The 26,118-nt window shown below is 67.7% G+C and carries 30 protein-coding genes and 1 tRNA gene; 15 read left to right on the top strand and 16 right to left on the bottom strand.

The window, feature by feature from the left end:
• The first annotated feature begins 165 nt into the window (after positions 1-165).
• Both FJE54_RS06115 and FJE54_RS06110 read left to right on the top strand, forming a co-directional pair.
• A tRNA-Thr gene (locus FJE54_RS06115) sits at positions 166-241 on the top strand.
• Positions 242-501: 260 nt separating this feature from the next.
• A complete protein-coding gene (locus FJE54_RS06110) occupies positions 502-2,337 on the top strand; it encodes a P-loop NTPase fold protein (protein WP_139651821.1) in 1,836 nt (611 codons plus the stop codon).
• Positions 2,338-2,487: 150 nt separating this feature from the next.
• On the opposite strand, the gene FJE54_RS06105 is transcribed toward FJE54_RS06110, so the two are convergent.
• The 10 genes from FJE54_RS06105 to FJE54_RS06060 form a co-directional block, all read right to left on the bottom strand.
• The gene (locus FJE54_RS06105; protein ID WP_139651820.1) at positions 2,488-2,694 is read right to left on the bottom strand and encodes a hypothetical protein; all 207 of its coding nucleotides are present in this window, start codon (positions 2,692-2,694) and stop codon (positions 2,488-2,490) included.
• Positions 2,695-2,734: 40 nt separating this feature from the next.
• Positions 2,735-4,675: a hypothetical protein gene (locus FJE54_RS06100; protein ID WP_139651819.1), complete on the bottom strand. Its 1,941-nt coding sequence runs from the start codon at positions 4,673-4,675 to the stop codon at positions 2,735-2,737.
• A gap of 1 nt (position 4,676) precedes the next feature.
• Positions 4,677-5,012 (bottom strand): hypothetical protein, encoded by a 336-nt coding sequence (locus tag FJE54_RS06095; protein WP_139651818.1) that lies wholly within the window; start codon positions 5,010-5,012, stop codon positions 4,677-4,679.
• Positions 5,009-5,608 (bottom strand): hypothetical protein, encoded by a 600-nt coding sequence (locus FJE54_RS06090; RefSeq protein WP_139651817.1) that lies wholly within the window; start codon positions 5,606-5,608, stop codon positions 5,009-5,011. The genes FJE54_RS06095 and FJE54_RS06090 overlap by 4 nt, the downstream gene beginning before the upstream one ends.
• A 253-nt stretch (positions 5,609-5,861) precedes the next feature.
• Positions 5,862-6,782, bottom strand: coding sequence for a ParB/RepB/Spo0J family partition protein (locus tag FJE54_RS06085; RefSeq protein ID WP_139651816.1), 921 nt, complete (start codon positions 6,780-6,782; stop codon positions 5,862-5,864).
• Positions 6,779-7,297, bottom strand: coding sequence for a ParA family protein (locus tag FJE54_RS06080; RefSeq protein WP_139651815.1), 519 nt, complete (start codon positions 7,295-7,297; stop codon positions 6,779-6,781). Before FJE54_RS06080 ends, FJE54_RS06085 begins: the two co-directional genes overlap by 4 nt.
• Positions 7,216-7,584, bottom strand: coding sequence for a ParA family protein (locus FJE54_RS06075; RefSeq protein WP_139651814.1), 369 nt, complete (start codon positions 7,582-7,584; stop codon positions 7,216-7,218). The genes FJE54_RS06080 and FJE54_RS06075 overlap by 82 nt, the downstream gene beginning before the upstream one ends.
• 11 nt (positions 7,585-7,595) lie before the next feature.
• On the bottom strand, positions 7,596-8,615 hold the full coding sequence (locus tag FJE54_RS06070; RefSeq protein WP_139651813.1) for a hypothetical protein: 1,020 nt from the start codon (positions 8,613-8,615) through the stop codon (positions 7,596-7,598).
• Positions 8,596-8,889 (bottom strand): hypothetical protein, encoded by a 294-nt coding sequence (locus FJE54_RS06065; RefSeq protein WP_139651812.1) that lies wholly within the window; start codon positions 8,887-8,889, stop codon positions 8,596-8,598. Before FJE54_RS06065 ends, FJE54_RS06070 begins: the two co-directional genes overlap by 20 nt.
• On the bottom strand, positions 8,876-9,145 hold the full coding sequence (locus FJE54_RS06060; protein WP_139651811.1) for a helix-turn-helix domain-containing protein: 270 nt from the start codon (positions 9,143-9,145) through the stop codon (positions 8,876-8,878). Before FJE54_RS06060 ends, FJE54_RS06065 begins: the two co-directional genes overlap by 14 nt.
• Positions 9,146-9,319: 174 nt before the next feature.
• On the opposite strand from FJE54_RS06060, the gene FJE54_RS06055 reads away from it, so the two are divergent.
• Positions 9,320-9,688: a helix-turn-helix domain-containing protein gene (locus FJE54_RS06055; protein WP_139651810.1), complete on the top strand. Its 369-nt coding sequence runs from the start codon at positions 9,320-9,322 to the stop codon at positions 9,686-9,688.
• Here FJE54_RS06055 and FJE54_RS16430 read toward each other — a convergent pair.
• The gene (locus FJE54_RS16430) at positions 9,582-9,911 is read right to left on the bottom strand and encodes a hypothetical protein (protein ID WP_139651809.1); all 330 of its coding nucleotides are present in this window, start codon (positions 9,909-9,911) and stop codon (positions 9,582-9,584) included. The two genes, FJE54_RS06055 and FJE54_RS16430, sit on opposite strands and share 107 nt — an antisense overlap.
• Before the next feature lie 188 nt (positions 9,912-10,099).
• On the opposite strand from FJE54_RS16430, the gene FJE54_RS06045 reads away from it, so the two are divergent.
• Positions 10,100-10,324, top strand: coding sequence for a hypothetical protein (locus tag FJE54_RS06045; protein ID WP_139651808.1), 225 nt, complete (start codon positions 10,100-10,102; stop codon positions 10,322-10,324).
• 19 nt (positions 10,325-10,343) lie between these two features.
• On the opposite strand, the gene FJE54_RS06040 is transcribed toward FJE54_RS06045, so the two are convergent.
• Positions 10,344-10,607: a hypothetical protein gene (locus tag FJE54_RS06040; RefSeq protein WP_139651807.1), complete on the bottom strand. Its 264-nt coding sequence runs from the start codon at positions 10,605-10,607 to the stop codon at positions 10,344-10,346.
• Between the two features lie 158 nt (positions 10,608-10,765).
• Here FJE54_RS06040 and FJE54_RS06035 point away from each other — a divergent pair, with 158 nt between their 5' ends.
• A complete protein-coding gene (locus tag FJE54_RS06035) occupies positions 10,766-11,215 on the top strand; it encodes a single stranded DNA-binding domain-containing protein (RefSeq protein WP_139651806.1) in 450 nt (149 codons plus the stop codon).
• Between the two features lie 397 nt (positions 11,216-11,612).
• Here FJE54_RS06035 and FJE54_RS06030 read toward each other — a convergent pair whose 3' ends face one another.
• The 4 genes from FJE54_RS06030 to FJE54_RS06015 all read right to left on the bottom strand — a co-directional run bounded on the left by FJE54_RS06030 (position 11,613) and on the right by FJE54_RS06015 (position 14,739).
• Positions 11,613-12,014, bottom strand: coding sequence for a hypothetical protein (locus tag FJE54_RS06030; RefSeq protein WP_139651805.1), 402 nt, complete (start codon positions 12,012-12,014; stop codon positions 11,613-11,615).
• Between the two features lie 149 nt (positions 12,015-12,163).
• Positions 12,164-12,943: a class II glutamine amidotransferase domain-containing protein gene (locus FJE54_RS06025; protein ID WP_139651804.1), complete on the bottom strand. Its 780-nt coding sequence runs from the start codon at positions 12,941-12,943 to the stop codon at positions 12,164-12,166.
• Positions 12,934-14,184 carry a hypothetical protein gene (locus FJE54_RS06020; protein WP_139651803.1) on the bottom strand — a complete coding sequence of 417 codons (1,251 nt, stop codon included), beginning with the start codon at positions 14,182-14,184 and terminating at the stop codon, positions 12,934-12,936. The genes FJE54_RS06025 and FJE54_RS06020 overlap by 10 nt, the downstream gene beginning before the upstream one ends.
• 327 nt (positions 14,185-14,511) lie before the next feature.
• On the bottom strand, positions 14,512-14,739 hold the full coding sequence (locus FJE54_RS06015) for a hypothetical protein (protein ID WP_139651802.1): 228 nt from the start codon (positions 14,737-14,739) through the stop codon (positions 14,512-14,514).
• Positions 14,740-15,228: 489 nt separating this feature from the next.
• Here FJE54_RS06015 and FJE54_RS06010 point away from each other — a divergent pair, with 489 nt between their 5' ends.
• The 10 genes from FJE54_RS06010 (at position 15,229) to FJE54_RS05965 (ending at position 25,991) form a co-directional block, all read left to right on the top strand.
• Positions 15,229-15,708 carry a YraN family protein gene (locus FJE54_RS06010; RefSeq protein WP_139651801.1) on the top strand — a complete coding sequence of 160 codons (480 nt, stop codon included), beginning with the start codon at positions 15,229-15,231 and terminating at the stop codon, positions 15,706-15,708.
• Between the two features lie 362 nt (positions 15,709-16,070).
• Positions 16,071-16,814 (top strand): hypothetical protein, encoded by a 744-nt coding sequence (locus FJE54_RS06005; RefSeq protein ID WP_139651800.1) that lies wholly within the window; start codon positions 16,071-16,073, stop codon positions 16,812-16,814.
• A gap of 429 nt (positions 16,815-17,243) precedes the next feature.
• Entirely contained in the window at positions 17,244-19,340 is a 2,097-nt protein-coding gene (locus tag FJE54_RS06000) for a type IV secretory system conjugative DNA transfer family protein (RefSeq protein WP_139651799.1), read from the top strand.
• A gap of 14 nt (positions 19,341-19,354) precedes the next feature.
• On the top strand, positions 19,355-19,600 hold the full coding sequence (locus FJE54_RS05995; protein WP_139651798.1) for a hypothetical protein: 246 nt from the start codon (positions 19,355-19,357) through the stop codon (positions 19,598-19,600).
• Positions 19,601-19,610: 10 nt separating this feature from the next.
• On the top strand, positions 19,611-20,519 hold the full coding sequence (locus FJE54_RS05990) for a conjugal transfer protein TrbL family protein (RefSeq protein WP_139651797.1): 909 nt from the start codon (positions 19,611-19,613) through the stop codon (positions 20,517-20,519).
• 2 nt (positions 20,520-20,521) lie between these two features.
• Complete coding sequence (locus FJE54_RS05985; RefSeq protein WP_139651796.1) at positions 20,522-20,887, top strand: hypothetical protein; 366 nt, start codon at positions 20,522-20,524, stop codon at positions 20,885-20,887.
• 14 nt (positions 20,888-20,901) lie between these two features.
• Positions 20,902-21,456: a hypothetical protein gene (locus FJE54_RS05980; protein WP_139651795.1), complete on the top strand. Its 555-nt coding sequence runs from the start codon at positions 20,902-20,904 to the stop codon at positions 21,454-21,456.
• Positions 21,453-22,115: a TraC-like domain-containing protein gene (locus FJE54_RS05975; RefSeq protein WP_139651794.1), complete on the top strand. Its 663-nt coding sequence runs from the start codon at positions 21,453-21,455 to the stop codon at positions 22,113-22,115. Before FJE54_RS05980 ends, FJE54_RS05975 begins: the two co-directional genes overlap by 4 nt.
• Positions 22,112-23,980: a VirB4 family type IV secretion system protein gene (locus tag FJE54_RS05970; RefSeq protein ID WP_139651793.1), complete on the top strand. Its 1,869-nt coding sequence runs from the start codon at positions 22,112-22,114 to the stop codon at positions 23,978-23,980. Before FJE54_RS05975 ends, FJE54_RS05970 begins: the two co-directional genes overlap by 4 nt.
• 1 nt (position 23,981) lies before the next feature.
• A complete protein-coding gene (locus FJE54_RS05965) occupies positions 23,982-25,991 on the top strand; it encodes a C39 family peptidase (protein ID WP_139651792.1) in 2,010 nt (669 codons plus the stop codon).
• Positions 25,992-26,118: the final 127 nt, after the last annotated feature.

Genomic DNA, 26,118 nt, shown 5'->3' with positions numbered 1-26,118 from the left:
CGATAAACGGCGATCGAGAACCACGTACCCTGTTCTAGCCGCTACACTGTTTCCGCACCATCGCCGTACCGTCTGCGATTCGTGGATTTTCCTGCGGAATCGCGCTTGCGGATAGGGCGCTGTTTCGCTATACTTCTTGTTCGCGCTTCACGTGTGAAGCGGTGCGCCAACGTGGCTCAGCTGGTAGAGCAACGCACTCGTAATGCGTAGGTCAGCGGTTCGAATCCGCTCGTTGGCTCCAGAAAATGTGCAGGTCAGACGGTGTTTTTCGTCTGGCCTTTTTTCTTTTCAGCGGCTTTTCGACGCCGGGTAAAATCCCGGGTAAAAAGCAGCTTTTTGGGCGAATCCACAGTAAGCACACATTTCGGGCCCATTATAAGCGATGGATCATGCAAGTCGGAACGGTATGGACTTCGAACGCCAAACGGCGAGTCTCGGTTAGTTCGAGCACGCTTTGATGGAGAAACGGGGCTACTGGATCCTGGAAAATGGAGGGGCTTTATGAACGAAGATTCCGTAAAGACCATGGTACGAGACTATCTGGAAGACACCGACAAGTACGCTTTCATGATCGAAGGCGCCTGGGGCAGCGGAAAGACTCACTTCGTCGAACATGGCTTGAGAGATGCGGCCGAAGGCTACAGGATTGTCAGGGTCTCTTTGTTTGGAACTAGCTCAGCGAGCGACCTATACGACAGGCTTTATCTAGGCATCATTAACGAGTACGCCAGTGGAGGCGAAGGTGAAGGTCGCAAAGCGATTGTGGCCGAGTTTGCTCGCGATGCAGGTTTGTCTTTTTTGGGAGGAGTAGCAAAAAAAGCCAAGAAGGAATTGGGCATAAGCTATGAAATAGGAACAAAGGCATTGGCGGAGTTTCTACTCGGGTCGTCGATGCTGCTCGTCTTCGACGATCTAGAGAGATGTCTGATTTCCGAACGGGAATTGTTCGGCATCGTGGATTCGTTGGTGAATGGAAAATCCCGAAAAGTTATTCTCGTATCCAATGAGGCTCACAGGGAGTCGGATCAAGATGACGCGAATAGCCACAAAGCCCTGATGGAGAAGTTGGTCTGGAGAAGATGCACGTATGAGCCCCCTATGGAGGAGATCGTTGGCAACATGATCGGCGCGGAGCTCAGCTCGATTGACCCAAGCGCAGAGAAGGTTTTTTTGAAAGCTCTTGCAAATGCGAAATGCACCAATATACGCACTGTAAAACGTCTTCGTCGATTAATGGGTGATTTGGGGAAAACCGACTTTTTCATGAATCCCGCCGACCGGAGCATTCGCATGTCAGTGTTTCAAGATGTATGCTCGTTCTCGATACGCGCAGCGGAGGGATACTTCCCTCAGCCTTCTGACGTTACGCCCGCGGATCCTGCCGACATAGTGTCCTCGATGGAGTCCGCTCATCGAGCAGACTCCTATCGTAGGTACGAGTCCCTCGCTTTCATTCGAGCACATTTCGAGTGGCATCAGAAGTTGGACGGTAACCAGATGGAAAGCTGCCTGGGTTCATATCGGGAAGCATACTACCCGGAAAGCGAAAAGGTTCGCGATGCCGTCGAATGGATGGACCGATGGAAGAGCCTTATGTTTAGGAACGATGACGTCCCTGCAATGATTGCATGCTTTAAGAAGGCGATTAACCCTCAAGATGGATCTCTCGGACTTCCGTTTGAGAGATACGGTGAGTTGCTCAGAATAGTCAAAAGCATCGGCGAGGCGTTCCCCGACATCCACGATGGAAGCCTGAAAGACTTCACGCAATACATGAAGGAAGCCATAAGAAGAAATCCTGACAAGGCCATGGCATCGGTATGCAGCAATCCCTTTGATTGGCAGGACAGAAGATTCGCGTCACCTCCCATTCCAGGCTTGGAGCCTTTGGAGGAGATAGACGAGCTTCGAGACTTCGCAATGAAATTATCTTTGGAGGACACGGTTGACTCCCTTAACCGATCTCTGAGAGACGATCCAGATAGCTTTACGATGCAATACTATTCTGTTCTTGAAAAAGAGCGCATTGACATAGAAAGGATGGCGATTGTCCTAGCTGGAGTGGAGGAAGCCGCGCTCGCATCAGCCATGCCTTCAATGAGACCGGAAAGCTTACGCAAACTGCATGAGGTGTTTAACGCGAATGGAATGGCGGGCGCCTTTGCCTCAAGAACCCTTTCAGAAGGCAGCTGTAAAAGACTCTCTCGCTGGGCCAAAAAACTAGCAGAATTAACGAAAATAGAATCATCGGAAGAATACGCTGTCCGCAAGTATCTTGGATATCTAAAAAACGATCTCTACGACCTTGCTGAAAGCATGCATTCTGGCACCGATTGATAAAGCTGCATAGAGCAGAGACTTGTCACGCTGCGTCCTCTAAAGATGCTCACGATTCGTTAGCGTGCGACAACGTACTCGATCTATCGTCGGCAGCTCTTGCCTATAATGTCTTTTCAATCGCTGCTGACTGGATGGACGATGGCGATTTCAATGCGTCACGTCCTTATTGTGCCGCCGGTCGGCGCAGTCTTTGAGGTACTCGAGAAGGCCGCTCTCGAGGATGAACTTCCGCCTGTGCACGTTGATGGCGTGCCCCGACTCGTCGATGAGCTTCGACGCGATCGGCCTGCAGAGCCCCGTCATCTCCGAGACGTCCTCGATGGTCAGCAACCTGTCGTTCAGTATTCGCTTCATGATGTCTTTCCCTTCTTCCGGAGTCGGCCCTCGCAGGCCCTCACCTCAAGCCCCTCTCGAGGGCTTTCCTGTCCTCCTGGCCCTCCGACCAGCGGGCGTCCATCCCCGGACTGCGCCTGACGGTCCCTCCGCATAACTCCTGGTCGTGCTGGCTTCTGAGATAGCGCTCGAAAATCGACGCCACCCCGAAGAGCAGGTCCGGCCGCTCGGCCTCCTGGGGCCCGGCCGGGCCTCGCAGGGCGGCGAAGGGGTCCTCCCTTGCCCGAGCATGCACCCTCTCCGCCACTGCTGCCAACGTCTGCCTCTCGCCCGAAGCGCGCACGGCGTGCTGGGCTTCCAAGTCGTGGATACCCTTGGAGCAGCAGATGGCCGCCGCGCGCTCGTCGATGCGGCGCTGCATGGCCGGCGCGGCGACGATGCGCGCGGCGGCCTCCTCGCAGCTCCTCTTGACGTCGGCGGGGGCGTCGCGGAAGCCGGCCGCGCTCGAGCACGCGAGCGCGAAGGCGGCCCTGGCCGACTCCACGAGCTCCCGGCACCCCGAGCGCGACAGTCCCGTTCGCGCGGCGAGATCGCGCTCGGCCCGGAAGGACAGCTCGGCAGGCGACATCAGCCGCCTGTCCTGCTCCTCTCGCAGCGACTCCCGCGCGGCGAGCGTCTCCCGGGCGCGCCTGGCCTCGACCTTCCAGCCAGCCCCCTCCTCGGGCAGCTCCCTCGCCCTCCGCTCGATCCGGGACCGCTCCAAGGAGAGCTCTTCCGAGCGTCGGCGGAGCTGCTCCTCTACCTCGAGCCGGTTCGAGTAGTCGACGACGCCGAAGTTGCCCTTGGCGGCATCCCGGAGCATGATCGAGACGGCCCGATCCCTCATAGCGGCCATGTTCGAGTCGATGTAGCGCACCCGCTCGCGATCCCAGGCCCGCCTGACCTCGCCCCTGTCGGAGAAGCGGGCCGTGCCGTCGACGAACGCCTTGTCGGAATACCCTTTGATGTTCGCCGACACCTCCCAGGTCTGTCTGTACCGCTCCCGCAAATCGGACATCCCCGGGGAGTTCCTGGCGAGGAAGGAGTGGATGTCCTTGGCGATGGCCACGGCCCGGCGGTTGCGCGACAGCGCTCCGGAGCCGCCCTCGAGCGCCGACGCGAGCCTCCGTCGCATCACATCGAGTTCGGCGCGCTTCCCATCGTCCAAATCGTCCCGCATGAGGCGCGCAGGCTCGAGCTCGAGCCTTCGGGACTGGGCCTCGACGCGGGCCCACCTGGCGGCGTCGAGGCGCGCGCCGACGAGGACCTGCACCTTGAGGTTGATGGCGTCGCGCAAAAGGGCCTGCATCTCGTTGCGCGGCTCCATGGCCCGCCTCATCGCGTAGGCCCGCACGATGGAGCCGCCCTCGAACGTGGCCTTCCGACCGACCGTCGTGCCGAACTTGAAGTCGCCGGCCGCCGACCACGTGAACACGTGGACATGGACGGACTGCCGCGCGTCGGTGTGGTAGGCGGCGGCCCACCGCACGTCCTCGCGCCGCTCGACGACGCCCCAGCGCATCACGTTGTCGGTCCACGTCGCGCGCATCATCCGCTCGAAGTCGCGCTTTGTGGCGATGCCGAGCGCACCGGCCTCCGACCGCTTCACGGCCACGAGCGACTCGAGTATGTAGGAGCCCGACGCGGCGGCCGAGCCGACCACCGCCTCCTTCGAGAGGGGGCCGTGCTGGCCCCAGAGCGAGGCGTCGGCCATGAGCCCGTCGCCCTTGCCGGCCCAGCGGCCCTCCCTCGTCGCGTAGTCGACGCGGTCGCCGAGCTCCCTCTCGCACCAAAGCCGTCTCGCCAGCCGCATGTCGTCCTCCGTCGGCGCCCGGTCGATGCCTCCCTTGCCCTCCCATTGCGCCTGCCTCAGGTAGTACTCGAAGGGCCGGCAATGCCCGGCTCCGAGAGGGTCGTGCCGGATAACGACCGCCGACGCCTTCACGTCCTCCCACCACGCCATGCTACCCCTCCGTCCAATCCGTATCCCCCGCCCCGGCCACATGGCCCTCGAGGTCGTCGAGCCTGTCCATGAGCGACACGTACAGCAGGTCGATGCGCTCGGAGACGAACGACTCGATCTCGTGCTCGGCTCTGGCCGACACGGCCTCCGCCACGTCGTGCACGAGGTCTGCGAACACCGACGCGTACCGGCCCTCCTGCGCGAAGGCCAGCCCTATCTCGAGCAGCCTCCTGCAGGCCTCCGACGGGCTGGCCCCGTCCTCGAGGGAGCGGGCGTACCCCTCCACCTCGGCCTTGAGGGAGGCCGGCACCCGCACCGAAATAACCTCGAGCTTCATCTTCCGCCCAGCCTCTCCGCCATGTTGCCCACCATCTCGTCCCATTGCTCCTCCGTGCAGCCGAACGCCGACACGGGGTCGACCCCGGCCCTGCCTATGCTCGCCGCCATCGCCCGCCAGAAGTCAGGCTGCGAGTCGCGCTGCATGAGGCCGCCCGCCCCCCAGAACCAGGCGAGCAGCGCGTTGGTGCCCGTCCCGGCGAGCACGCCGACCGCCTCGTCCGGCCACCCCACGCCGTCGCCGCGCCCCTCGCGGAGCATCGCGGCCAGCACGGGCAGCGCGTAGCAGAGCAGGGCGAGCGACGCGCACGAGGCCTGGACCGACTTGCCGATGTTCTTGCGCTCCACGCCGATCATCGACTGGGCCCTCTCCAGGCTCGCGCACGCGCGCTCCGCCGACTCCTCGAGCCTGCGCGCCATGCCGGCGGCGCGCTCGTCGACCGCGTCCATGAGCTCCGACGCGCTCAGGGGCGCCTCCAGCCCCCGCCTTACTGCGGCCTGGAGCTCGGCCGACGGCTTCGAGCCGCGCTCGGCCGCGCGCCGCAGAAGAAGCTCCTCGACGTCGTCCGGAAGCTTCACGCAATGCTGGCGCGCCATCGCCGGACACCTCTTTCCACCTGCGTAGGATATCCCGGCGAGCCTGCGAGGCTATCCGGGCCGGGCCGCCGTATACGGCCCCCGGAGCCGGCGCGCATGCGCCGGCAGCGCCCTTCTCCAGGGCTTTTCGGCACGCCGAAAATGCTCGCCGTCGCGCAGGCGACTACGGGCCTATCCTGTAACCGGGGCAAGGCCCCCTCGAGGGCCCCCGCGGCGGGCGTCTCCAAGCGTGCGCGCTCCATCCCTTCCCTCCCTAGAACGTGGATCCGAGCCTGCGGACGAGCGAGCGGACGGCGGCCGTGTACTCCGGCCTGCAGGCGACGCCGGCGTCCTTGATGTCGACGGCCCGCCCGAGGGCCCGCTCGGCCTTGGCGAGCTCCGCGCAGAGATCCTCCGCGCTGTAGCCGCGCACGTCCCTGATCGCCCGGCGGACGGCGGCTGCCGACATCCCGGGGTCGAGCTCGAGCGCGTCGAGGAGCGCCGCCTGCCCCTGCGCGTCGAGCTCGGCCGCCGCGCTAGCCACCGAGGCGGGAAGGCCCATGGAGTCCAGGACCTGCCCGAGCGGCACGCTGAGCCCTTGGGAGCGCCTTCCCGCGGCGTCGGATGCCGCCTTGATGGATCGCTTCACCTCCGTCGGGGAGATCGACCGGCCGGTCTGGCGCTGCACGATCTCGGCCACCGCCTCCACCGTGGTGGTGCCGCGGTACGCGTCCGGATCGGCCGCCCGCGCCGCCGCCACCTCCTCCTTGAGCACCAGCAGACGCCTTCCGCGCTCCTCGGCCGTCTCCCCCGGGCGGAACATGTTGGTGACGGCGACGAGGGCGCGCGCCTTGGCGTCGCTGCAGCGCACGTCCACGTTCACGGGGATCGACCGGTACTGGGACTTGCCCTGGGAGGCGAGCAGCTTGTACGCCTCCTTGCGGTGGCGTCCGGATATCGCCTCGTAGCGGCCGCCCTGCTTGGGGCGCACGAGCGGCAGCTGCCCGAGCCCGTCGGCCTCGATGGAGCCGGCCAGCCACTCGACGTTGCCGCGGTCGAGCGGCTCCATCGCCGGATGGTCGTCTATCAGGTCGACGTCCACGACGCGCACTTCGTAGGCGCCGGGGTCCGCCGCCGCGCGCAGGCTCGCGAGCCTGCCCGAGGAGGCCTTGTTCACGGGTCCTCCGACCGTCATCGCGCCACCTCCCCTTCGATCTCCCTCGCGAGGCTGAGGTAGTCGACGGCGACGTTGTTGGCGGCCCACGCCTCGCCGACGCCCATCTTGCGGTTCGCCGCCTCGTCCGCCTTGACCGAGTCGCGGATGTACGTCTCGAGCATCATGTCTCCGAGCGCCTCCCTGAGGTTTGCCAGCCCCTCGGTGTCGTTGGTGGTGCGCTCGCGGACGGCGATGGCGAGGACCTTTATGGGGCACGGCTCCATGTCCATGTCCTCGCGCTCCTCCCTGACCGACATGATGGCCTTGATGAGCCTCTCCTCGTGATCGCCCCCGAACATCGTCGGCGCGATCACGAGGTCCGCCGCGACGCACGCGTTGCGCACCTCGTTGTCGATCTGCGACGGGCAGTCGATCAGGACGTAGTCGGGCCGGTTCGACATCTTCGAGAGGGCTATGGCGAGCCTGGCGTGGTTGGGAAGCTTCTCGTTGCTGCAGTGCCTGGCGAACGCCTCGGACGAAGGGACGATGCCCACCCCTCCCAGCCCGTGGGAAAGGCCGCCTCCTCCATCTCCAGCCTGCGCCCGCACTCGCCGGGGACGAGCACGTTCGCGATGCCGCGGTTCTGCACGAGCGAGGCGTCCGCGACGGTCTCGCCCGTGTCGGGATCGTGCTCGAACCAGTGCGACAGGCTCGCCTGCTTGTCGAGGTCGACGAGCAGGACGCTCCGACCGAGCTCGCACCCGAGCGCGTAGGCCGTGTTGTAGGCGGTCGTGGTCTTGCCCGACCCTCCCTTGTTGTTCCATATGGCTATGGTCTTCATTTCCGTTCCTTTCAGGGGCGCTTGGACAAGCACCCCGCCTTGTCTCTCATCCATCGCTCGTAGGCGAGCTTCTCGTGGGACTTGACGAACGCGTCCCACTCCCTCTGGGCCCCCTCGCGCTCCTCGCGCGTGCCGGTGTCGTTCGCCACGTCGAGCGCGCGCTTGCGCGAGATGTACCCCGGCTGGTCTTTAAGGTACGTGCCGAGGAGCCTGGCCGAGGGCATCTTCTCCGGAAGGAAGAAGGCGACGCCGCCGGCGTTGGCCGGATCGAGCATCTTGGCGATGTTGGGGTAGAACTCCGGAAGCCTCCCCGACGCGCGCAGCGCCTCCTGGTACGCGGCGAGCGCCGCCTCGATCACGGGGTAGGTGTAGCCCCTTGCGAGGAGCCTGCGCAGGCTCGCCTTCGCCTTCGCGGTCACCCACTCCGAGTCGTTGCGGTTCACGGCGATCCGCAGAAGCCCGTCGACCATCGCGTCGACCCCGTCCGGGGCCCCCTTTACGGAAGGTCGGACGGATGGGGGTGAAGTACATTCCTTTTGGTTTTGAGAATCGCCTTCGTGCTTGCCTTTGTCGTTCATTACTTTATTTAGGCACGGCTCTCCAAACGCTTCAAAACCGGCGCTTGAGGGCCCCGCGCTCAACTGATCTGACCCGCCGCCTGTCAAGGGCCGGTTTTCGGCGCCTTGAACCACCTGGGGATTCTCCCCTCCCTCGTTTTCCACAATCGCCTCCTGGGAGAGCCCGTAGACGTCGTAGACGTACTCGTAGCGGTTCGAGGAGCCCTTGCCGGGAGGCAGCTTCGTCACGCGCAGGTAGCCCGCGGCCTTGAGCTCGTCCATGCACCCTTTGACGGAATGCCTCCCCTCGCCGGTCATGGCCGAGAGCCCCCGCACCGAGAAGTCCCAATCGGGCGGGCACGACAGCATCATCGCGAGCACCCCCTTGGTCTTCGCGCTCAGCCGCCCGTCGCGCAGCATCGCGTTGTGGATGTGCGTGTAGGGATCCGGGTGGTTAACCCTGAAAACGGCCATTCGGGGCCTCCGAGGCCGCCGTCGGGCGGGCGCCCTTGCGGCAGCGGTCGATGAAGTAGTCGCGGGCGAGCGGGACGCACACGAGCTTGTTGCGCCCGCGCGGGATGTGCGGGATGGGGTTCGGACCTTTCAGGAGCTCGCGCACGTAGTCTTCGGGGAGCCCGAAGTGCTCGGCCGCGAGCTCGGGGCAGAGGAAGAGGGGGACGTTCGAGTCGCACTCCCCGCACCGGGGGCAGCCCCCGTAAACCGCTTCGCACTTTTTAACGGATGCCATGGCCCGTCCTTTCCTCCGTCTGCAGCCAGCGGGGGCGCTCGGCCCCGAGCCTGGCCCTGCCCGTCAGGTCGTCCAGGGACATGCCGAGGATGTCGGCGAGCGCCTTGGACTCCGTCAGGCTCCATTCGCGTATGCCCCGCCTCTTCCACGAGAAGGTGTTGGGCGCCATGCCCATCAGCCCGGCGAACGCCTCCTGGGTGATCGACTCCCTCTTCATGTAGAGCGTGATGGCGTAGTCGATGTTCGGGTAGTACATCCGCATCTCCAAACGCTACGGTTGCCTTAACATTGGTTCCAGATTCTATGCCGTTTCTTAACATTTGATTAGCCTTTCGGTAGGATTCGTAACTTTTGGGAAGTTCTTTTTAATCATCGCTTCTATCGAGCTCGCTTTTGTTAACCTTGCACTCATGATCGTGAGGAGGCAGACATGGAGATCGGCGAGATACTCGAGTCGCTCATGCGGGAGCGGGGCATGACCCAGGCGGAGCTGTCTCGGGCGTCGAGCGTGTCGGAGGCATTGATATCCGACTACCGGCACGGTAAGAAGAAGGCCGTCAGCAAGCCGACGCTGCTCAAGCTGGCCGATGCGCTCGACGTGACCACGGACCGCCTGCTGGGAAGGGACGGCTCGGGAACCGTCTCGTACCTGGACGAGAGGGCCCGCGGGCTCTGCCGCGGCTTCGACCGCCTCAACGAGGAGGGCAAGGAGGCCGTCCTGGAGATGCTCGAATTCCAGCTGGGCAAGAACGCGAGGGGCAGCGCGCGCTCGCCAGAAACGAATGCCGGATGTCGCTAGTTCTCTTTTCCGGCTCTCGGCTGGAGAGTTCGCGAATGCTGGTCGGCTCCCTCCAAGTGTCGGTATCCCCTTGTGCGGGCACAACGCGCGCATGGGCTTCCGGAGGACAACGGCGAACCACGCCCTCGGCGATCAGATGATTCAAGCCGGCGCCTTCCGGGACATCGCGGGCGTCCCCTGCGGCGCCCCAGTTCTCGACTTGAGCCAATAGGGTCACTTTCATAAACCTCACCTCCCCATCATCAACAAAAATGTTGATAATACTATATCAATCTTTTTGTTGATGCGCAAGCATATGCGAAAAAGATGGTCACCGAATCCCCTGATCTCCAAAGCGGCTATCCCGCGCACAATGGAATCGTTGACTGGGGCGCATCCCTCGGATACGATTTACATAACGAAGGGAGCCTTATGAAAGCCGCCGATGCAGTGCGCACGATAGCGCGGGAGTCCGCAAAGAGTCTCGCCGATCTTGCCAGGGACGAGGGTATATCCCCGCAGGCAGTGCATAGAAGACTGGAGGGCGGGTGCACGGTCGCGACGCTGTGCAAGATGCTCGGAGCGCTCGACTACGAGGTAGTGGCCATGCCGAAGGGGTCGGAGGCGCCCGAAGGATCCGTCCGGATCGAAGGCTAGCCGGACCGGGCCCTCCTTCTCAGTCCTTCGCGAACCTCGGGTTGAAGCCCGGGCGCCTGTCGGCGACCAGCGTCTCGCGCTCGACCTCGTAGCGGTAAAGGAGCCTGACCGCGTCCCTCACCACGCCGCTCAGGTCGCAGCGGCCTCCCCGAGCCTCGCAGATGGCCTTGATCCGTTCCAGGTCGTCCGCATAGAACGACACGTTCTTGCCCTGTCGCCTCTCCTCCTCGCTCTTCCTCGGCCGGCCCGTCCGGCCGTGCGAGTCCGTTCCGAAAGAGTCCATAGAGCCCCCTTGCAATCTGCGTGCCGAGTTTCCGTGGCACGGATAATAGCACGAGGCCCATCCCCACGCGCAAGCCCGCCCGCGCGCCCCGGCGCCGCTACGATCATGGCGTCCATTCGAGCAAGCGCTTGGGCAGCGCACCGATGAAAGGGAGCACTATGAGCATGATGAGCGGTGTGGCGCACGGCCGACTCGCCAACGGCGCGTCGGTCAAGGAGTTCGGCAACGGCAGCGGGAAGGGGGTCGTCGAGTTCACGCTCGTCTTGAACGACTCGTGGGTCGACAAGGATTCAGGCGAGAAGCGGGAGAAGACGGGCCTCGTGAACATGCAGACGAAGGCCATGAAGGTCGAGCACTGCGCGAAGCTCGCCGGGCGCATGACCACGGGGCGGACCGTGACGGCGAAGTTCGCCATGCGGCCCAACCCCTACGTCACCGGCGAGGGCAAGACGATCCTGAACCGCCCGAAGATCGAGTGCGACTATCCGGAGGTCGCGTACGACTCCAGGGAGGACAAGCTCTTCCTCATGCGCAAGGCGATCGAGTCCGGCCAGGTGGAGTCCGCCTATGCGGAAGCCGAGCTGGCCTCGGAAGACTTCAGCTTCTGAGCGGTCTCGGCCGGAGGGCGCCCCGGGACGCGCGGATGCGGCCCCGATCCTGGACGAGGGGTTCGTGGACGACGCCCTGGCGGCTTTCGCCGACGAGATCGTGAGGGGCCTGAGGATCGCCGCCGAGGCGATGCCGAGGGACGGACCGGGCAAGGGTCGGTACTTGCCGCCCTAGCCGCGGGCGACCAGCGGCAGGCGGGCTGCGCGCCGAACCGACGCAGCAAGGGCGAGATCCCCGGGATCCCGCCCTTTTTTGCGCCCGTCCGCGCCTCGCAGGCCCGTCGGATCCTCCCCGCATACCCGGCCCCGCCGCGCGGCTTCCGCTCTGAGCGGGAGGAGCGCGGCGGGGCCGGCCGGGCCGGGGCCCGGCCTGCGCGCCCGCCTGCGCGCCTGCGCGTCACGGGCGCGCGGGATCGCCTCCGCCTCCGAGCTCGACGACGGGCAGGGACGGCTCCGCGCCGCCCCAGACCGGGCAGATGGTGAAATCCGCGACGACGGCCTTCTCCAGCACGTCCCGGACGAACCCGTCGTCGCCCTCCCATGCGAGCCGAACCGACTCTTCCGCCGCCAGCTCGTCCTCGGCCTCGACCGATGCGAGCGCTCGCATGACCAGCTCAACCTCGACCAACAGCCTCCCCTCGCCGCAGCCCTGGCCGGGCTGCGCGCCCTCCAGGAGCCCCTCCAGCTCGCGCATCGCCGAGTCCATGAACTCGAGCCGGTCGCTCCAGCTCGAGCCCTCCTCGAAACGCCCGTAGTCGGCGAGTATGCCCCTGATCTTCTCGATCTCGATCGCTTCCATGGTCTCTCCTATCCGCTTCGTTCGGTCGTCTTTCGCCCCGCCAGCCGCACGGCGGGCGGGAGGTGCAGGAGGGGCCGGCCCCTCCTGCCGGGGGTCCCGGGGCGAGCAGCCCCGGCGGGGCCGGCCGCCGAGCGCGGCCGGCCCGCTCGCTACGGCGCGAGCAGTCCCTCGCTCACCGCCTCCGCCTCGAAGGCGCTCCTGCAAAGCGGCGCGTCTTCGAGGCACCATTCGGCGTAAGGGCACAGGGAGCAAGGCTCGAAAAGGCCGAGGCGCGCCATGTCGGACAAGGGCGCGCCGTCATAGCCTCCCATGCCGCCGAACGAGTCCGCCGCCGATGCGAAGCGCGAGACGTGGTTCAGGTTGGAGAATGCAAGCCCCTCGCGCTCGTGCCAATCCCCCACGGTCGCCACGTTGCCCGCCCCGTCCATCAAAAGGAAGCGCGAGCCTTGGGCGACGCCGCCGAGCAGGCCCGCCACCGACTCGTTGCAGACGAACCCGTCGCACAGGGCCTTGAGGGGGTTCAGCACGTTCTTCGCGAACGCCATGCTGTCGGACACGCTCCCGGAGGTGGCGAGTCCGCGGAGCACGCCGTTGTGCATGAACCCCACGTCCGCGCGCGCCTCCGTCCTGCGCATCGCCGCATAGTCCGCTTTGACAGGGAACGGGTGGCAGCAGCCCGGCTTCACCTTGCCATGCGTCGCGATGCGGAAGTGGAAGGCCACGGGCGCCTCGGCGAGCGCGCGCCCCTGGGCCGCCCCGGACAGCGCGCTCGCGAAATCCGCCCAGCGCATGAACCCCTTGAGGATGGACACCTTCCCTCCCTCCGGGAACATGAAGCCCGCCCCGTCGGGGTTGGTCGCCCAGCAGTCGGCGAGCGTGTCCATGGAGGGCATCGCGGCCCCCGCTTTCTTGTAGACGATCACGCACATTTCGAACTCCTTTCGACTATCAGTTCCTTCTCGACCAGGTACGCTTCCAGTTCGGGCGCTCCGCACGGGCAGCTGTCCATGACGGCGTCGCACAGGTCGTACCATGTCATGCGCCCCAGCTGGCTCGGGTTGCGCTCCTTGAGCGCGCAGCACAGCCCGGCCGCGAACTGGAGGGTGGCGAGCAGGGTCTCCGGCTTGAGCGTGCCCCTGAACATCCGCATCTCGATGGTCGCCTCGTTCTGCACGTTGACGTCGAGGTAGCGCGTCCTGCGCGCGTTCTCGCTCGCGAGGCGGGCCTGCGCCAGCCACCCGCCCGAGCACGCCGGAACCTCGCTCCGCCTCGCCCACTGGGCAAGCTGCTCCGGGCGGCGGCGGGAGAAGATGGCGAGGGGTTCGTGGAATCGGCAGAACACCTCTATCATCTTCGACTCGGCCATCACGCGGGCCACCCGGCCCTCTCCGAAGAAGTCCCGGTTCACGTGGACGTGGAGGCCGCAGGTGCGCGCGTCGTGGCTCCGCAGCCCCTCCTGAACCGCCGAAGCGCACACGTGCTCCCACATCGCGCGCCCCTCGTCGCCGAAGAGGACGAGGGGGCTTATGGGATGCGTCACGAGTTCCGCGCCCATGTGCAAGCTGCCGTCGCTCTTGAAATAGAACCAGTCCTCGCCGTAGCGCTCCTGGATGCGCGCGATGGCGGCCCTCGGGTCAGCGCCGTCCATCTCAAGCTCGACGCCCAGCACGAGCGAGCCGTCCCCCTCCCCCTCGGCTCGGCGGAACAGCGGGCGGGGCTTGTAGCCGTAGGGGTGGACGGGGCGCCCCCTTCTAGCCGCGCGGCAATCCCAGCACACCGTGTCCCCGCCGTCGCTCGACGCGTTCTCGACGCGAACCATCGTCCCGCACTCCTCGCATCGCAGGTAGCGCCGCGCGCACGAGGGGCAGACGACGCGGCCCGACTCCACGGTCTCCCCTTCGTCGTCGTGCCATCCTCCGCAGTCGAAGCAGCGGTAGCCCTCGAGCTGCGCGCACTCCCTGCACATGCGCCGGCCGCTCCCTCCTAGCTCGATCATGGTCTCGCGGGGCCGGATGCGCCCGCATTGCGGGCAATCCTCATAGAACTCGTCCAGGCAGTCGGGGCACACGCCCTCCATGCCGGTCGAGCCGGCGGGAAAGCCCTCCCCGCAGTGTCGGCAGAACGAGATCATGCTCGGCGTGTTACCTGGATCGGTCCTTCTTCTCGGCATCTGTCCTCTTCCTCTCTCTCGGGGGCGATGCCTTGATAAATGCCGACGGCCGCGAGCTCCGCGAGCGGCCTTGCCGGGCGGCCCCCCGGCCGTCAAGGGAGGAAAGCGAAGGCGCAGCCCGCAGCTTTCTCGGAAAAGTTCCCGCAGGGCAGTTTTCCGAGAAAGTTCGCGCCCTTGACGGGCGGGAGGACCGTCTGGCAGGCTGGTAAAGGCAAGGTTCGCCCGCCCGCGCGCTCGGCTGAAGGCCCTCCTCGCGCCGACCGCCGGCCGCTGCGCCGTTGCAGGGCGGATCCCCCGGCCGGGACGGCTCCGCCCGCAAGGGGCCCATCATGCGTGCGCGAGGACGACGAGCCCGATAGTCGGCAGGCTGCACCAGGACACGTCGGCGAGGCGCTTGCCGTCGCGCACGAGCCACGACCGGGCCTCCTCGTCCACGCACACGATCGGATGGAGGCGAAGGTGCTCGTAGCGGCCGTCGCCGCACTCGATCAGCGAGCCGACGAGCGCCTCGACGAACGAGGCGCGGTCCTGCTGCTCGAAAGCCGAATCTTGCATGGCTCCTCCCATCGCCCGCTTTCCGCCCTTCCCCCGCGCCCGCCTCCGCGGGGGCCCTTCGCAACCGGCGCGCGGCCGCAGCCTGCGCCAAGGGCGGAAGGGGAACCCGCAGGGCCCGAGTTTCCGGCGCAGCCGGAAAGTTTCCCCGCCTTTGCGCGGGCGAGCACGCGCGCGACCCTGCGCAGGGCCCCGGGAAGCGGGCGCGCGAAAAGGAGGGGGAAGGGGAAGGGGGCCTCGAAGGCGTCGACGGGAGTGGCCCAAGTTGGGCCACTCGATCCACCTGGGGATTCGCGGCGCGTGCCACCTTATGCGGTACCCGGCGGGAACCGGGGACGAGGCGCGCGGGGACGCCAGGCGGAGAGTAGGATCGAGATGGCCCCCATGAGGGGAGCACTTTGACAAGAGCAGAGCATCGGTTGGCAGCGCCCCGAAAACCCCGGGGCCGAGCGCCCCGTCCAGATAGAGAGACGTCGACAGAAAGGAACAGAGATGAGCCCGACGATGACGATGGAGAAGGAGCGGCGATGCGCCGCAAAGGACGGGGATCGGGACGGCTTCCGGATCCCGCCGATCGAGCGCCCCGTCTGCGAGGAGCTCGATTCCCGCGGGCGCGAGGCGGCCGCAAGGTTCTTGGAACGACGCGGCTACGAGGTGGTCGCGAAGAACTGGACGTGCGCGGCGGGCGTTGCCGACATCGTCGCCATGGACGGGGATGATTGCATCGTGTTCGTGGAGGTGAACGTGGGCTGCGGCGCGGAGCAGGGCATGCCGCGAGAAGGAAGCGGCGAGGCCGAGCGCGATCGGAGGGAGAGGGTGGCGGCCCTGTACCTGCAAGATTCCGAGGTCGTCGACGTCCTCATGCGGTTCGACACGGTGTCGATCGACGTCCTCTCCCACGAAAAGGCCGTGATCAGGCACCATATCAACGCCTTCGATTCCTGCCGATGCTGCTGCCCGATGTCAGCGTGACCGGGCAAGGGTCGGTGCTTGCCGGGCGGGCTGCGCGCCCCAGAGCCGACGCAGCGAAAGGGACGAGCCTCCATGGCCGTCCCTTTTTTGCTTTCGGGCGCAACCGTATCCGGAAACGGGTCCGATTCCGCAAACCGCAGCGCCCCTATCTGGCTGAACGCCCCTCGTGCCACGCTCCCGCGAATCGGCACCGTCCCGCGTGCCGCGGCGAGGCGCCGACGGGCCGGTGTTAGCATCTGCTCGTCCGCATCGCGGACCGCACCTTCAAATCGCCATACGACTTGGCGCCCACGGGAATCATCGCGGGCGCCTGCCGGCATCCGCGTTCACATAGACACGCACGCAAGCAGAAAGGAAGAGAGATGGCGTTCAAGATGATGTGGAAGCTGGTGGCGCACTACCGTCGGGAGAACGAGAGGCTGGCAGACTCGAACTGCGACCTGATGCGGCAGCTGGAGGACGCGCAAGCACGCTCGAAGGCGCTGCAGAGGGAGCTGGACGATCTTTCGAGATCGAACGGCAGGCACGACGAGGCCGTGATCCGGCTCAAGAGGGACAGGTCCGCGCTTGCCGAGGAGCTCGAATCCAAGAAGGTCGAGGCGGCGAGGTACAAGTCCCTCTACCAGCTGGCGACGGCCGGGGACGGCCAGGCCGAGGACGTGCCCAAGCTCAAGGAGGAGCTGTCCGAGCTCCGATGCCGCAGAGCCGCCAAGCTCAAGGACGTCGGGGTGGAGTCCCTGGCCAGGCAGGTGTCCGGGGCGGCCCTCTCGGGCAAGGGGCGCACGATCGTCACGCTCGTCGACTCGGCCGGATCCACCGTGCTCGAGCTGTCGGGCAACGTGTTCGGCCCCGAGGGCGGGACGCGCTCGGCGGCGTGCAGCTTCTCGGGGGCGAAAGGCGGCCTGCTCCGCATGGAGCCGGCGGACCAGACGCTCTTCGAAGGCGGCAGGATCCAGAAGGGGAGCCACGAGGCGCTCAAGGCGTACCTTGCCGAGCACGCGGACACGGTCGTCTTCGACGCCGACTACTGGCCGGAGCTTTCGAAGAAGGCAACCGGCGAACAGCGGCCGAAGCGTTTCGCGAACCCCCAAGTCATCGTGGCGTAGGCGAAGGAAAGACCGGGGCAGGGTCCGTACTGCCCGCCCGACCCGAGGGGCAAGACCGGGCATGGGCTGCGCATGCACCGACGCAGCAAGGGGCGAGATCGCGAGATCCGCCCCTTTTTTGCGCGCCGAGAGCGCTCCCCGAAGCCGGAGGCGCCCGACCGTGGTCGATCGGTAAACGGCACAGGGGAAACATACGCCTCCCGCGCCTTCGACGAGCTGCGAAAACAGAGCCACTTCGGAAGGTATGGGTAAGCGTTGGAGATTCCCGGGCGCTTTTCAAGGCGTTTCCGGGGGCTCGGACGCCATCGGAGCTGCCCGGACGCGGTCGGACGCGAAACCCCCTCGAAGCCCGGCGCCGGCGTGGAAAAGGCCGCGCGGCGATCCGATGTAACCTCGTCGCGTTGAGGGCCGCAGAGACGAGGAGGACGGATGAACGGCACTGGGCGCAGGGGCTCGGACGCGGTCGTCGGCATTGCCGGCGCCGCGGCGCTCGCATGGTGGGGAGTCCCCGCCGCGGCATCGGCCGCAGGCACGGCCGCGAGCCTCGCCTCCCGAGGCGCCCTCGAGGCCGGACCCGTCGTCGATGCGGTCGCCGCCGTGCTCTCGAACCCCGCGAACCCGTGGCCGGCGTACTTCGCCCAGACGGGGTTCGACGCCCAGGCCGCGCTCTGGGCCGGCTACGCGGGCATGGCCGTACTCTACGCGCTTCCCGTCCTGCGCAGGTCGCTCGGCCCCAGGCCCGACGGCGACGACTTCCGCTCCCGCCAGCCCAAGGCGCTCGAGTCGGGCGAATGCGGGTCCTCCCGCTTCAACGAGTCCCCCCGCGACTTGAGGCGCACGACCGACAGTGTCCGGGCGAGCAGGACCGCCCGGCTCGATCGGACCGGCATCTACCTCGGCTGCGGACAGGGGCGCTACTACTACGTCGGCGGCATCGTCCACATGCTCGTCGCGGGGCAGACGGGGGCCGGCAAGACGCGCAGGTGGCTTCTTCCCGCGATGGAGCTTCTGAGCCGGGGAACCCGGGAGGCCTTCGTCATAGCGGACCCGAAGGGCGAGATCTACGCCGCCATGAAGGCGCTGCTCGAGGAGCGCGGCTACGCCGTCTGGAGGATCGACCTCAAGCAGGCCGCGTACTCGGACGGCTACGACCCCCTCGCCATCGTGCGCGAGGCGTGGGACGCGCGAGACTACGCGCGGGCCGAGTCCTACGCGCGAGACCTCGCCGTGACCTTCGTGCCCGACGACGTGCTCACCGGCGACAACATGTACTTCTGGCAGGGCGCCCGCTCGGTCATCGCGGCGGTCATCCTCTATCTCGTGTCCCGGCCGGTCCCCGCGGCTTACCGGACCATGGCCAACGTCTACCGCATCATCTCGGAGTTCGGCGAGCCCGTCCCCGTCAACCCCAAGAACCCCGAGGGGCGCTGCTTCGTGCCCCTGAACGAGATGCTCGCCGAGCTCCCCTTCGGCCACCCGGCCAGAAGCGCGCTCGCCGAGGCGAGGCACGCCGCCGAGGACAACCGGCAGGCCCTGTTCTCGACGGCGCTCTCGGCCATCAAGGCGTTCGGGGACGCCAACATCGCGCGGACGACCTCCTCGGCCGACGTCGACCTCCGCTCGCTCGCGAAGGGAAGGAACGCGGTGTTCCTCATCCTCGACCCCGACAAGCCCGCCTACCATCGCATCGCGACGCTGTTCGTCTCCCAAAGCCACCAGGTGGTCCACGAGGAGGCGGACAGGCTCGGCGGGCGGTGCCCGTACGATCTGACCTACATGCTGGAGGAGGCGGCGCAGCTGCCGGCCATACCGAACCTGTCGGGGCACCTCGCCATCGACCGCTCCTACCGCATCAGGTGGTGCATCGTCGTGCAGGACTACGGGCAGCTGCGGGAGAAGTACCGGGACACGTGGACGTCGATCCGCTCGAACTGCACCTACAAGATGCTTCTTCAGTCCGACGACGTCGAGTACACGCTGCCCTACTTCAGGGACTGCCTGGGGAAGACGACCGTGGCCATGTCGGGCAGCTCGGCCTCGACGAGGCTGTTCAGCATCGTCCCCAACTCCACGTCGGACTCGCAGAGGAGCGGAGCGGCCGACCTGATGCCCGTGAGCGACCTCACGCACTGGTCGGTCGAGCAGGGCGCGCTCGTCGTCCGCCCCAGGCGCTACGCGACCGTGTACCCCCTCCCCGACCTCGCCGACACCCCGTCGGGGAGGATGCTCGGGGACGGCAGCGAGGAGGAGAACGCCCGCCGCGCCGAGCTCGCCCTCAACCCGGACTTCGGACCCGTGCGCGCCGAACCCCTCGCGTTCGTGCCGGGGATGCCGGACTACCCCGAGCGCACCCTCTACGGCCCCGAAGAGCTCGAGCGCGCCCAGCAAGCGTTCGTCAAGGGCCTGGGCGCGCGCCGCGCGAAGAGGCTCGCGAGGCAGACCAAGCCCTCTCCCGAAAAGGCGGAAGCGCCTCGGGAGGGCGCCGCAGCAAAAGGGGGCGGGCGCGCCGCGCGCCCGCTCGGATAGGGAAAGGAACCCGCATGGACGTGCTCTTCTCCGTCCCCCAGACGATTCTGAACAACTCCATAGGGCAGCTGCAGTCGCTCGGCGTGACCATCGCGGTGATCGTGTTCATCGTTGGCGTGATCATCATGAAGGTATCGACCTCGGACGCGGGCCACGGCCGGGGCATGAAGATCATGCTGTTCGCGGCGGTCGCCGTGATACTGATCGCCATCGGGCCCTCGTTCGTGCAGGGCATCTACAGCGCCGCCGGCGGGGCGTAGGGAGGCGGCCATGTCCCTCGCCAAGCTCATGATGGCGGCGGTGCTCACGCTCGCGGGCGACTTCCTCGCGTTCGTCGGCGACGCCTTCGGCTGGGTGCTGGAGTCCGCCAACACGCTCTACGCCAACCCGCAGGTCGCCGCTTGGACGCTCATGGCCCAGGCCGTCGCGTTCGCCTCGGTCGTCGTGGTGCGCATCGTCTACGGCGTCGGCGAGGGGCTCATGCTCTGGGGCGGGAACCGGCAGGTCTCGACGGGCCAGTACGCATTCAAATCGATCATGTCGCTCGTCTTCGTCATGGTGGCGCCGAACCTCATGTACTGGATCTGGGACGTCGGGGCGACCCTGCTCGCCGACACCCGCGCCACCGTCGGCGACTTCTCGATGGCGGCGGCCGTCGAGGCGGTCAAGGGCGGCCTCGTGGACAACCTGCTCGCGGACACCGCGGCCTTCTTCGCCTCTCCGGGGATCGTCACGGCCTCGCTCGTCGTGGTGCTCGTCCTCGTCGTCGTGCTCTGCGTCAACCTGTGGCGGTTCTGCAAGCGCCAGGCGACCATGATGATCCTCTCGATGGCCTCCCCGTTCGTGGCCGTCTACACGGGCACGACCGACACCTCTCAGTTCTCGGACATCGTCAAGTCCATGGCGGCGCTCGCCGTGGCCCAGTCCATGCAGTGGGTGCTCCTCGTGGTCGGCCTGTTCTGCGTGAGCCAGGGGCTCCTGGCCTCGACGACGCTCGACGGCGCGAGCTTCCCGCTCCTCTTCCTCGGGATCGCCGTCATGTCCGCGGCGACGGCGATAGACACCGTGCTCCAGAAGTTCACCGAGGCGCGCGGGCCCTCCGGGGGCTCGATGTTCGCCGTGCTCGGCGTGCGCACGGCGGCCGGCGCCGTCCGCAGCCTCGCAAGAGCGGGGAGGTAGCCATGGACCAGTCGTCGCAGGTGTACGCGTTGATAACGGGCACCGTCACGCCCGCCGCGCTCGGCCTCGTCGTCCTCGCGGCCGTCGCGGCCCTCGTCATCTCCATCATCCGCCATCTGAAGTCCGACGTGTTCGACGAGGACAACGCCAACCTCGCCGCGAACGTCGTGCGCATCGCGCTCGTCGTGGGCTTCATCGGGCTGCTCCCGAGGCTCGCGATCGAGATCGAGAGGACGGTCGAGTCGGACCCGGGGAACGCCTACCTGTCGCAGCTCATGGAGGCGGCGGCGAAGAACGACCCCGACGCCTCCTGGCACGACGACCCCGGCTACGGGGGCGGGTTCGGCGGCGGAGGAGGCGCGCGATGAGGAGGAGGAGGGGCATGGAGCAGAAGACGTACCGGGTGTTCCGGCCCATCAAGGGCCGCGCCGAGGTGGCGCGCGGCGTATCGGTGGGCGCCGCCGCGCTCGTGGTGGCCGTGGCGATGGCCGGGGCGTTCGTCGCGATGCCGTGGGCCAACTCCTTCACGGTGCCGGCGGAGAGGCCGCTCAACGCCCAGGAGAGGGCGGCGCTCTCCCAGGAGTACGCCTCCAAGCTGTCCGCGTTGAAGTCGGCGGAGGCCGCCGACGCGGCCGGCGCCGCGCTCTCCTCCGAAATGAGGGCGCGGGCGGCCGAGGCGCGGGCGGAGGGGCTCGACGCGTCGATGGGCCCGGAGGACGTCTCGGCGCGCATCGACGGCAGGACGGTCGAGGGGGCGGAGCCCGCGATCCCCGCGGCGTGGTCGTTCGCGATCTGCGTCCTCGCGCCCTCGGCGCTCGCCCTGGGGGCGGTCGCCCCGATAGAGGGCCATCCCCTGCCCGCCCACCTGGCCAAGTACGCCCGGAGCAGGTCGCGCGCGGGCCGGTACGTCTACCGAGAAGATTGGAGCCGACGATGATCGATTTCCTCACGCCGCCGTCGAAGAGGCGCGGCGGCCGGTCCCTCGGCGCGTGCGCCCAGGAGAGGGTCCCGCTCGCCAACGTGATGGGCTGCGCCGTCCTGCGAAGCGACGGGGCCGTCGTCTCCGCCGTGTCGGTGCGGGGGGCGAACCTCACGGGCCTCACGGAAAGCGAGCGGGAGAGGCTCGCGAGCGTCACCGAGGGCGCGCTCGGCGCGGACGCCTCGCGGCCGTTCGCCATCCTCGAGATGCCCCGACCGGCCGACCGCTCCGCGAACCACGAGCGCGTCCTCGCCAGGCTCGGCGAGCTCGAGCGCGAGCGAAGGGGCCTCGCAGGAGGTAAGGCCCCCGAGGGCGCGGGCTGGAGCCGCATCGGCGAGGCCGACGCGCTTTTGGCGGACGTCCGCGGCTACTGGCTCGGCGCCTCGCCCGACGCCGGCGAGGCCAAGTACGAGCGGGACGTGTACGTGGCCGTGGAGACGGCGCCCGGCCCCGACGCCCTCGGGAAGGCCTCGGCGCGCGCCGCCGACCTCGCCGAGAGGATCTCCCGATGCGGGTTCTCGGCCGAGGTCGTCTGCGACTCGGCGGCCCTCGCCATGGTGAAGAGGTACGTCTGCCCCAACGAGCCGACCGGCACCTCGGCGGGAGGCGCGCTGTGAGGCGCCCGGAGAGGGGGGCGGGCGCGCCGAACCCCGTCGTCCTGAACGCCGTCTCGCCGTCGCAGATCGCCACCGTCGACGCCGCGGGCCGGCTCATGATGGACCGCATGGTCGTCGACGACAGGCTCGTCCGCGTGCTGTACGTCGCCGGCCGGGGATACAAGACGGAGCAGCGCGTCGGGTGGATGGAGCCGCTTCTGGGCAACCCCGCCGTGTCGGTGACGTTCCGTTTCGAGCCCCTCGGCGAGGGCGGCCTGCTGAAGAGCCTCGCGAACCAGGACAAGAACCTGGGCGCGGGGCTCAGCGTCGGCGCCCGTGACATGGTGGAGGCCGTGCGGATGGAGCACGAGCGCGCGCTCGGGGAGCAGGCGGCGTCGCGCGTCATCGAGGGGGGCGAGCGGTTCTGGAACATGGCGACCTACCTCGTCCTGAGGGCCGGGTCGGAAGACGAGCTCGAAAGGCTCGACCGCGACGTGCGCGGGGCGCTCGCGAACGCCGGGTTCGCCGCCAAGACCGCCTTCAACGCGCAGGAGGACGCCTTCTGGGCGGCGAGCCCCCTCATGGTGCGCGACCCGCACACCTTCGGGCCGGCCGCGGCTCCCGTCCCCACCGAGACGATCGCCGGGGGCCTGCCCTTCGCCGCCATAGGCCTCAACGACGGGGCGGGCCTGGTGGTGGGCACCGACGAGCAGGGCGGCGCCGTGGTCATCGACCCGGCGACCTCCACCGACGACCGCGCCGCCGCGCACATGATATTCGTCGGCAAGACGGGCTCGGGGAAGTCGACGCTGCTGAAGCGCTTCGTCCACTACTGCGTGAGCGTGCTCGGATGGCGCGTGCGCATCGTCGACCCCGAGCGCGAGTTCAAGAAGATGTGCGGCGACCTCGGCGGCGCCTGGGTCGACCTGGGCATCGGCGGCGCCGGCATGACCATCAGCCCCTGGGAGCTGCGGGTGCCGCCCATGGTCGTCGACCCTTCGGACCCCGACGACCTCGGAGAGAGCCCCGAGGCGAGCGCGCTGTCGTACCACATGCCGTTTCTGGTCGAGTTCTTCGGCCGCGCCCTGGAGCTCACGGAGGACATGAGGAACCTCGTCGAGTACGCGGCCTCGAAGGCCTACGAGGGCTACGGCATCGACTACTCGACCACGATCGCCGAGGTGGCCGAGGGCCCCGGGCGCGCCTACCCCTGCATGGGCGACCTCGCCGGGTTCCTCGAAAGCTACGCGGAGGGCCTCGCCGCCGGCCGAGAGAGGGACAACGCCGAGCGCGTGCTCGCGAAGCTCAGGAAGCTCACGGGCGGGCCCTACGCGCGCCTCTGGGAGGGCTCCACCTCGGTCCCGGCCGATGCGGGCCTCGTCGTGCTCGACGCCCTCAAGATGCCCGAGGACCGCGCCCTGGCCGAGGCCCAGTACTACAACGCCTTCCGCTGGCTGCAGTCGCAGTCCGACGCCAACCGCGGGAGCGGGAAGAAGATGCTCACCGCCGTCGAGGAGGCCCACCTCATCACCATGCGCTTCCCGCAGGCCGCGGGCATCGTGGCCGAGGGCTTCTTGCGCGGGCGCAAGTACGGTTCGTTCTGGGCGGTCTCCTCGCAGCAGATCTCGCACTTCCTGCAGGCGCTGGACGAGACCGCCGGCCAGGCGATGTTCGACCAGGCGACCTACCGGTTCGTCGGGCAGACCGACGGCAAGAACCTGGAGGACGCGGCGCGGCTGCTCCACCTGCCCGAGGAGACCGTCCTCAAGATCGAGCGCCTCGACAAAGGCGGCTTCTTCGCCCGCGTCGGATCCTCGAGCATCTGGATGAAGAACGAGCTCGACGACTACGAGCGCGGCCTGTTCGGCAAGGGAGGGGGTCGCTGAGATGGGCGTCCCGGCAGTCGCGAAGGCCCTCGGCGCCCTGTCCTCGCTGCTCTCGCCGTCCGCGGAGGGAGGGCGCGCCGGCGGCCTCGCGGCGCTCGCGGCGGGGGCCGCGGCGCTCCCGATCCTTGCCGGGTTCGCGCTCTTGAGCGCGCCCATCGGCCTGTGGGACGTCGCGACCGACGCGGCCGGCGGGCGCTTCGCCGACGCGGGCGGCGGGTCGGTGCTCCTCGGGGTGCGGGGCGGGGGCATCGAGGCGGACCGCGTCCGGCACTACTCCGAGGAGCAGGAGAGGCTCGAGCGGTGGGCGCGCGGGCGCTGGCCGGACGAGGAGGGATCGAGCGTCTACGAGCTTCCCAGCTGGCAGTGGCTCTGGGCGCTCGACAGCGCGATGTCCGGCAACGACTTCGGCCTCGTCGAGTCGAACAGGGCGCGCTACGAGGCGGTCCATGAGCGCGCCCTCAAGGCCGTCCGGCAGACGCGTGTCGACCTGGTCCCGCGCGAGAGCGCGGACGAGCCCGACGGGGCCGAGGGCCTCGGGGCCTCCTTCGACGAGGAGGCGGGCGTCTGGAGGTGGACCGAGGAGGTGGCGAGCACGTACTGGCGCGTCTCGTGCCGGACGTTCGCGGACATGTTCGCCTCGTCCGGCGGGGCGGAGCTCGGATCGCTCTCGCAGGAGTTCAAGTACTACGCCGCCCACGAGAGCGCCGACTACGGAGGAGGCTGGGGCGACGGCGGCAACGCCCTCGGCTACTACCAGTTCGACCGCCGATACGGGCTCGACGGCTTCATAGCCTTCTGCCTCTCCGAGGCCCCCGGGGCCTTCCCGATGCTGGAGCCGTGGTCCGCAGGCCCCATCGCCCAGGGCGACCCGGCGCTCGAGAGGTCCTGGATCGCCGCCTACGCGGCCGACCCGGCGCTCTTCGCCGAGCTCCAGGACCGCTACGAGTACGATAGCTACTACCTGCCCGGAGAGCGGCTGCTCGGCGAGATGGGCTTCGCGTCGCTGCCGTCCCGGCGCGACTGCGTCAAGGGGCTGGTGTGCGGGCTCGTGAACCTCAACGGGCCCGGAGGGGCGCGGCGCTACTTCGAGGCGGCTGCCCTCGACGACTCGATGAGCGACGAGGAAGTGGCCAGGGCGCTCTGCGGAGCCATGATCGCGAACCCTCCGGGCAACGCCCCGCAGGCGTACGCGAGCCGCTACGCGGCCGAGCTCGAGGAGGTGCTCGACTGGCTCTCGCGGCCCCCCGAGGGCGCGCCCGGAGAGCCCGGCTCCGAGGCGTGGGCCGACCCGCTGTTCACCGCCTCCGAGAAGCAGGAGCTCGCAGGCTCCTACCTGCGGGCGCTCAGATCCGTCGAGGTCGACGCCGCCGGGCGCATCACGTTCAGCGAGCGCGCCTTCTACGAGCTCGTCTCCGGCGGCCCGCCGGCGTTCCAGGGCGAGTGGGTCTACTACAACCAGGGCGACCCCCAATGGCAGAGCCCCGACTACCTGGTGGGAGGCGGGACGATCGGCTCGTCGGGATGCGGCACGACATGCCTCGCCATGGTGTGGGCGACCTACTCGGGCGACCGCTCGATCGACCCCTTGACGGTGCTCTCCATGGGACGGGAGCGGGGCGTCCTCGACTCCGCGAACCTGCTCTACCCCTCGCAGATCCCCGGCGCCTCCGAGGAGTTCGGGCTGAGGGGCTACCACGCGCAGTACGCGCAGGAGGGCGACTGGGAGGCTGCGGCGGACGCCATCGGGCGCGGGGGCTGCGCGATCGCCAACATCGCCTCCTCGGGGCCATCGGAGGGCTACGCCTTCGCCACGTCGGGGCATTTCGTCGTGTGGGCCGGCCTGTCGGAGGACGGGCGGACGGCGTACCTGGCCGACCCCGGCTCCCGCAGCGCCACGTGGTCGGAGATCGAGGACGCCGGCGAGGCGAAGCTCGACATCCCCCTCGAGCTCCTGAAGTCGCTCGTCGCGAAGGCGCCCTACCCCCAGCTCGTGATACTCGAGCCTATGTAGCTGCAACCGGAAGGAGAACGATATGGGAAACGATGCCGTGGCGGTCCTCGCAGCCCCCGAGAGGGCGGGCGAGGTGACGGGGGCCATGGGGAGATTCGGCCCCGCGGCGGTTCTCGCCTGGACGGAG

Source organism: Raoultibacter phocaeensis (genome assembly GCF_901411515.1).
GTDB lineage: Bacteria > Actinomycetota > Coriobacteriia > Coriobacteriales > Eggerthellaceae > Raoultibacter > Raoultibacter phocaeensis.
The sequence above is the reverse complement of the archived record's forward strand: the minus strand, read 5'-3'. Positions and strand labels throughout refer to the sequence as shown.

What these genes read in the sequence shown, in the direction of transcription:
- FJE54_RS06110 (WP_139651821.1), top strand. Translation starts at nt 502, where the DNA reads ATGAACGAAGATTCCGTAAAGACCATGGTACGAGACTATCTGGAAGAC.
- FJE54_RS06105 (WP_139651820.1), bottom strand. Translation starts at nt 2,694, where the DNA reads ATGAAGCGAATACTGAACGACAGGTTGCTGACCATCGAGGACGTCTCG.
- FJE54_RS06100 (WP_139651819.1), bottom strand. Translation starts at nt 4,675, where the DNA reads ATGGCGTGGTGGGAGGACGTGAAGGCGTCGGCGGTCGTTATCCGGCAC.
- FJE54_RS06095 (WP_139651818.1), bottom strand. Translation starts at nt 5,012, where the DNA reads ATGAAGCTCGAGGTTATTTCGGTGCGGGTGCCGGCCTCCCTCAAGGCC.
- FJE54_RS06090 (WP_139651817.1), bottom strand. Translation starts at nt 5,608, where the DNA reads ATGGCGCGCCAGCATTGCGTGAAGCTTCCGGACGACGTCGAGGAGCTT.
- FJE54_RS06085 (WP_139651816.1), bottom strand. Translation starts at nt 6,782, where the DNA reads ATGACGGTCGGAGGACCCGTGAACAAGGCCTCCTCGGGCAGGCTCGCG.
- FJE54_RS06075 (WP_139651814.1), bottom strand. Translation starts at nt 7,584, where the DNA reads ATGAAGACCATAGCCATATGGAACAACAAGGGAGGGTCGGGCAAGACC.
- FJE54_RS06070 (WP_139651813.1), bottom strand. Translation starts at nt 8,615, where the DNA reads ATGGCCGTTTTCAGGGTTAACCACCCGGATCCCTACACGCACATCCAC.
- FJE54_RS06065 (WP_139651812.1), bottom strand. Translation starts at nt 8,889, where the DNA reads ATGGCATCCGTTAAAAAGTGCGAAGCGGTTTACGGGGGCTGCCCCCGG.
- FJE54_RS06060 (WP_139651811.1), bottom strand. Translation starts at nt 9,145, where the DNA reads ATGTACTACCCGAACATCGACTACGCCATCACGCTCTACATGAAGAGG.
- FJE54_RS06055 (WP_139651810.1), top strand. Translation starts at nt 9,320, where the DNA reads ATGGAGATCGGCGAGATACTCGAGTCGCTCATGCGGGAGCGGGGCATG.
- FJE54_RS16430 (WP_139651809.1), bottom strand. Translation starts at nt 9,911, where the DNA reads ATGAAAGTGACCCTATTGGCTCAAGTCGAGAACTGGGGCGCCGCAGGG.
- FJE54_RS06045 (WP_139651808.1), top strand. Translation starts at nt 10,100, where the DNA reads ATGAAAGCCGCCGATGCAGTGCGCACGATAGCGCGGGAGTCCGCAAAG.
- FJE54_RS06040 (WP_139651807.1), bottom strand. Translation starts at nt 10,607, where the DNA reads ATGGACTCTTTCGGAACGGACTCGCACGGCCGGACGGGCCGGCCGAGG.
- FJE54_RS06035 (WP_139651806.1), top strand. Translation starts at nt 10,766, where the DNA reads ATGAGCATGATGAGCGGTGTGGCGCACGGCCGACTCGCCAACGGCGCG.
- FJE54_RS06030 (WP_139651805.1), bottom strand. Translation starts at nt 12,014, where the DNA reads ATGGAAGCGATCGAGATCGAGAAGATCAGGGGCATACTCGCCGACTAC.
- FJE54_RS06025 (WP_139651804.1), bottom strand. Translation starts at nt 12,943, where the DNA reads ATGTGCGTGATCGTCTACAAGAAAGCGGGGGCCGCGATGCCCTCCATG.
- FJE54_RS06020 (WP_139651803.1), bottom strand. Translation starts at nt 14,184, where the DNA reads ATGCCGAGAAGAAGGACCGATCCAGGTAACACGCCGAGCATGATCTCG.
- FJE54_RS06015 (WP_139651802.1), bottom strand. Translation starts at nt 14,739, where the DNA reads ATGCAAGATTCGGCTTTCGAGCAGCAGGACCGCGCCTCGTTCGTCGAG.
- FJE54_RS06010 (WP_139651801.1), top strand. Translation starts at nt 15,229, where the DNA reads ATGAGCCCGACGATGACGATGGAGAAGGAGCGGCGATGCGCCGCAAAG.
- FJE54_RS06005 (WP_139651800.1), top strand. Translation starts at nt 16,071, where the DNA reads ATGGCGTTCAAGATGATGTGGAAGCTGGTGGCGCACTACCGTCGGGAG.
- FJE54_RS06000 (WP_139651799.1), top strand. Translation starts at nt 17,244, where the DNA reads ATGAACGGCACTGGGCGCAGGGGCTCGGACGCGGTCGTCGGCATTGCC.
- FJE54_RS05995 (WP_139651798.1), top strand. Translation starts at nt 19,355, where the DNA reads ATGGACGTGCTCTTCTCCGTCCCCCAGACGATTCTGAACAACTCCATA.
- FJE54_RS05990 (WP_139651797.1), top strand. Translation starts at nt 19,611, where the DNA reads ATGTCCCTCGCCAAGCTCATGATGGCGGCGGTGCTCACGCTCGCGGGC.
- FJE54_RS05985 (WP_139651796.1), top strand. Translation starts at nt 20,522, where the DNA reads ATGGACCAGTCGTCGCAGGTGTACGCGTTGATAACGGGCACCGTCACG.
- FJE54_RS05980 (WP_139651795.1), top strand. Translation starts at nt 20,902, where the DNA reads ATGGAGCAGAAGACGTACCGGGTGTTCCGGCCCATCAAGGGCCGCGCC.
- FJE54_RS05975 (WP_139651794.1), top strand. Translation starts at nt 21,453, where the DNA reads ATGATCGATTTCCTCACGCCGCCGTCGAAGAGGCGCGGCGGCCGGTCC.
- FJE54_RS05965 (WP_139651792.1), top strand. Translation starts at nt 23,982, where the DNA reads ATGGGCGTCCCGGCAGTCGCGAAGGCCCTCGGCGCCCTGTCCTCGCTG.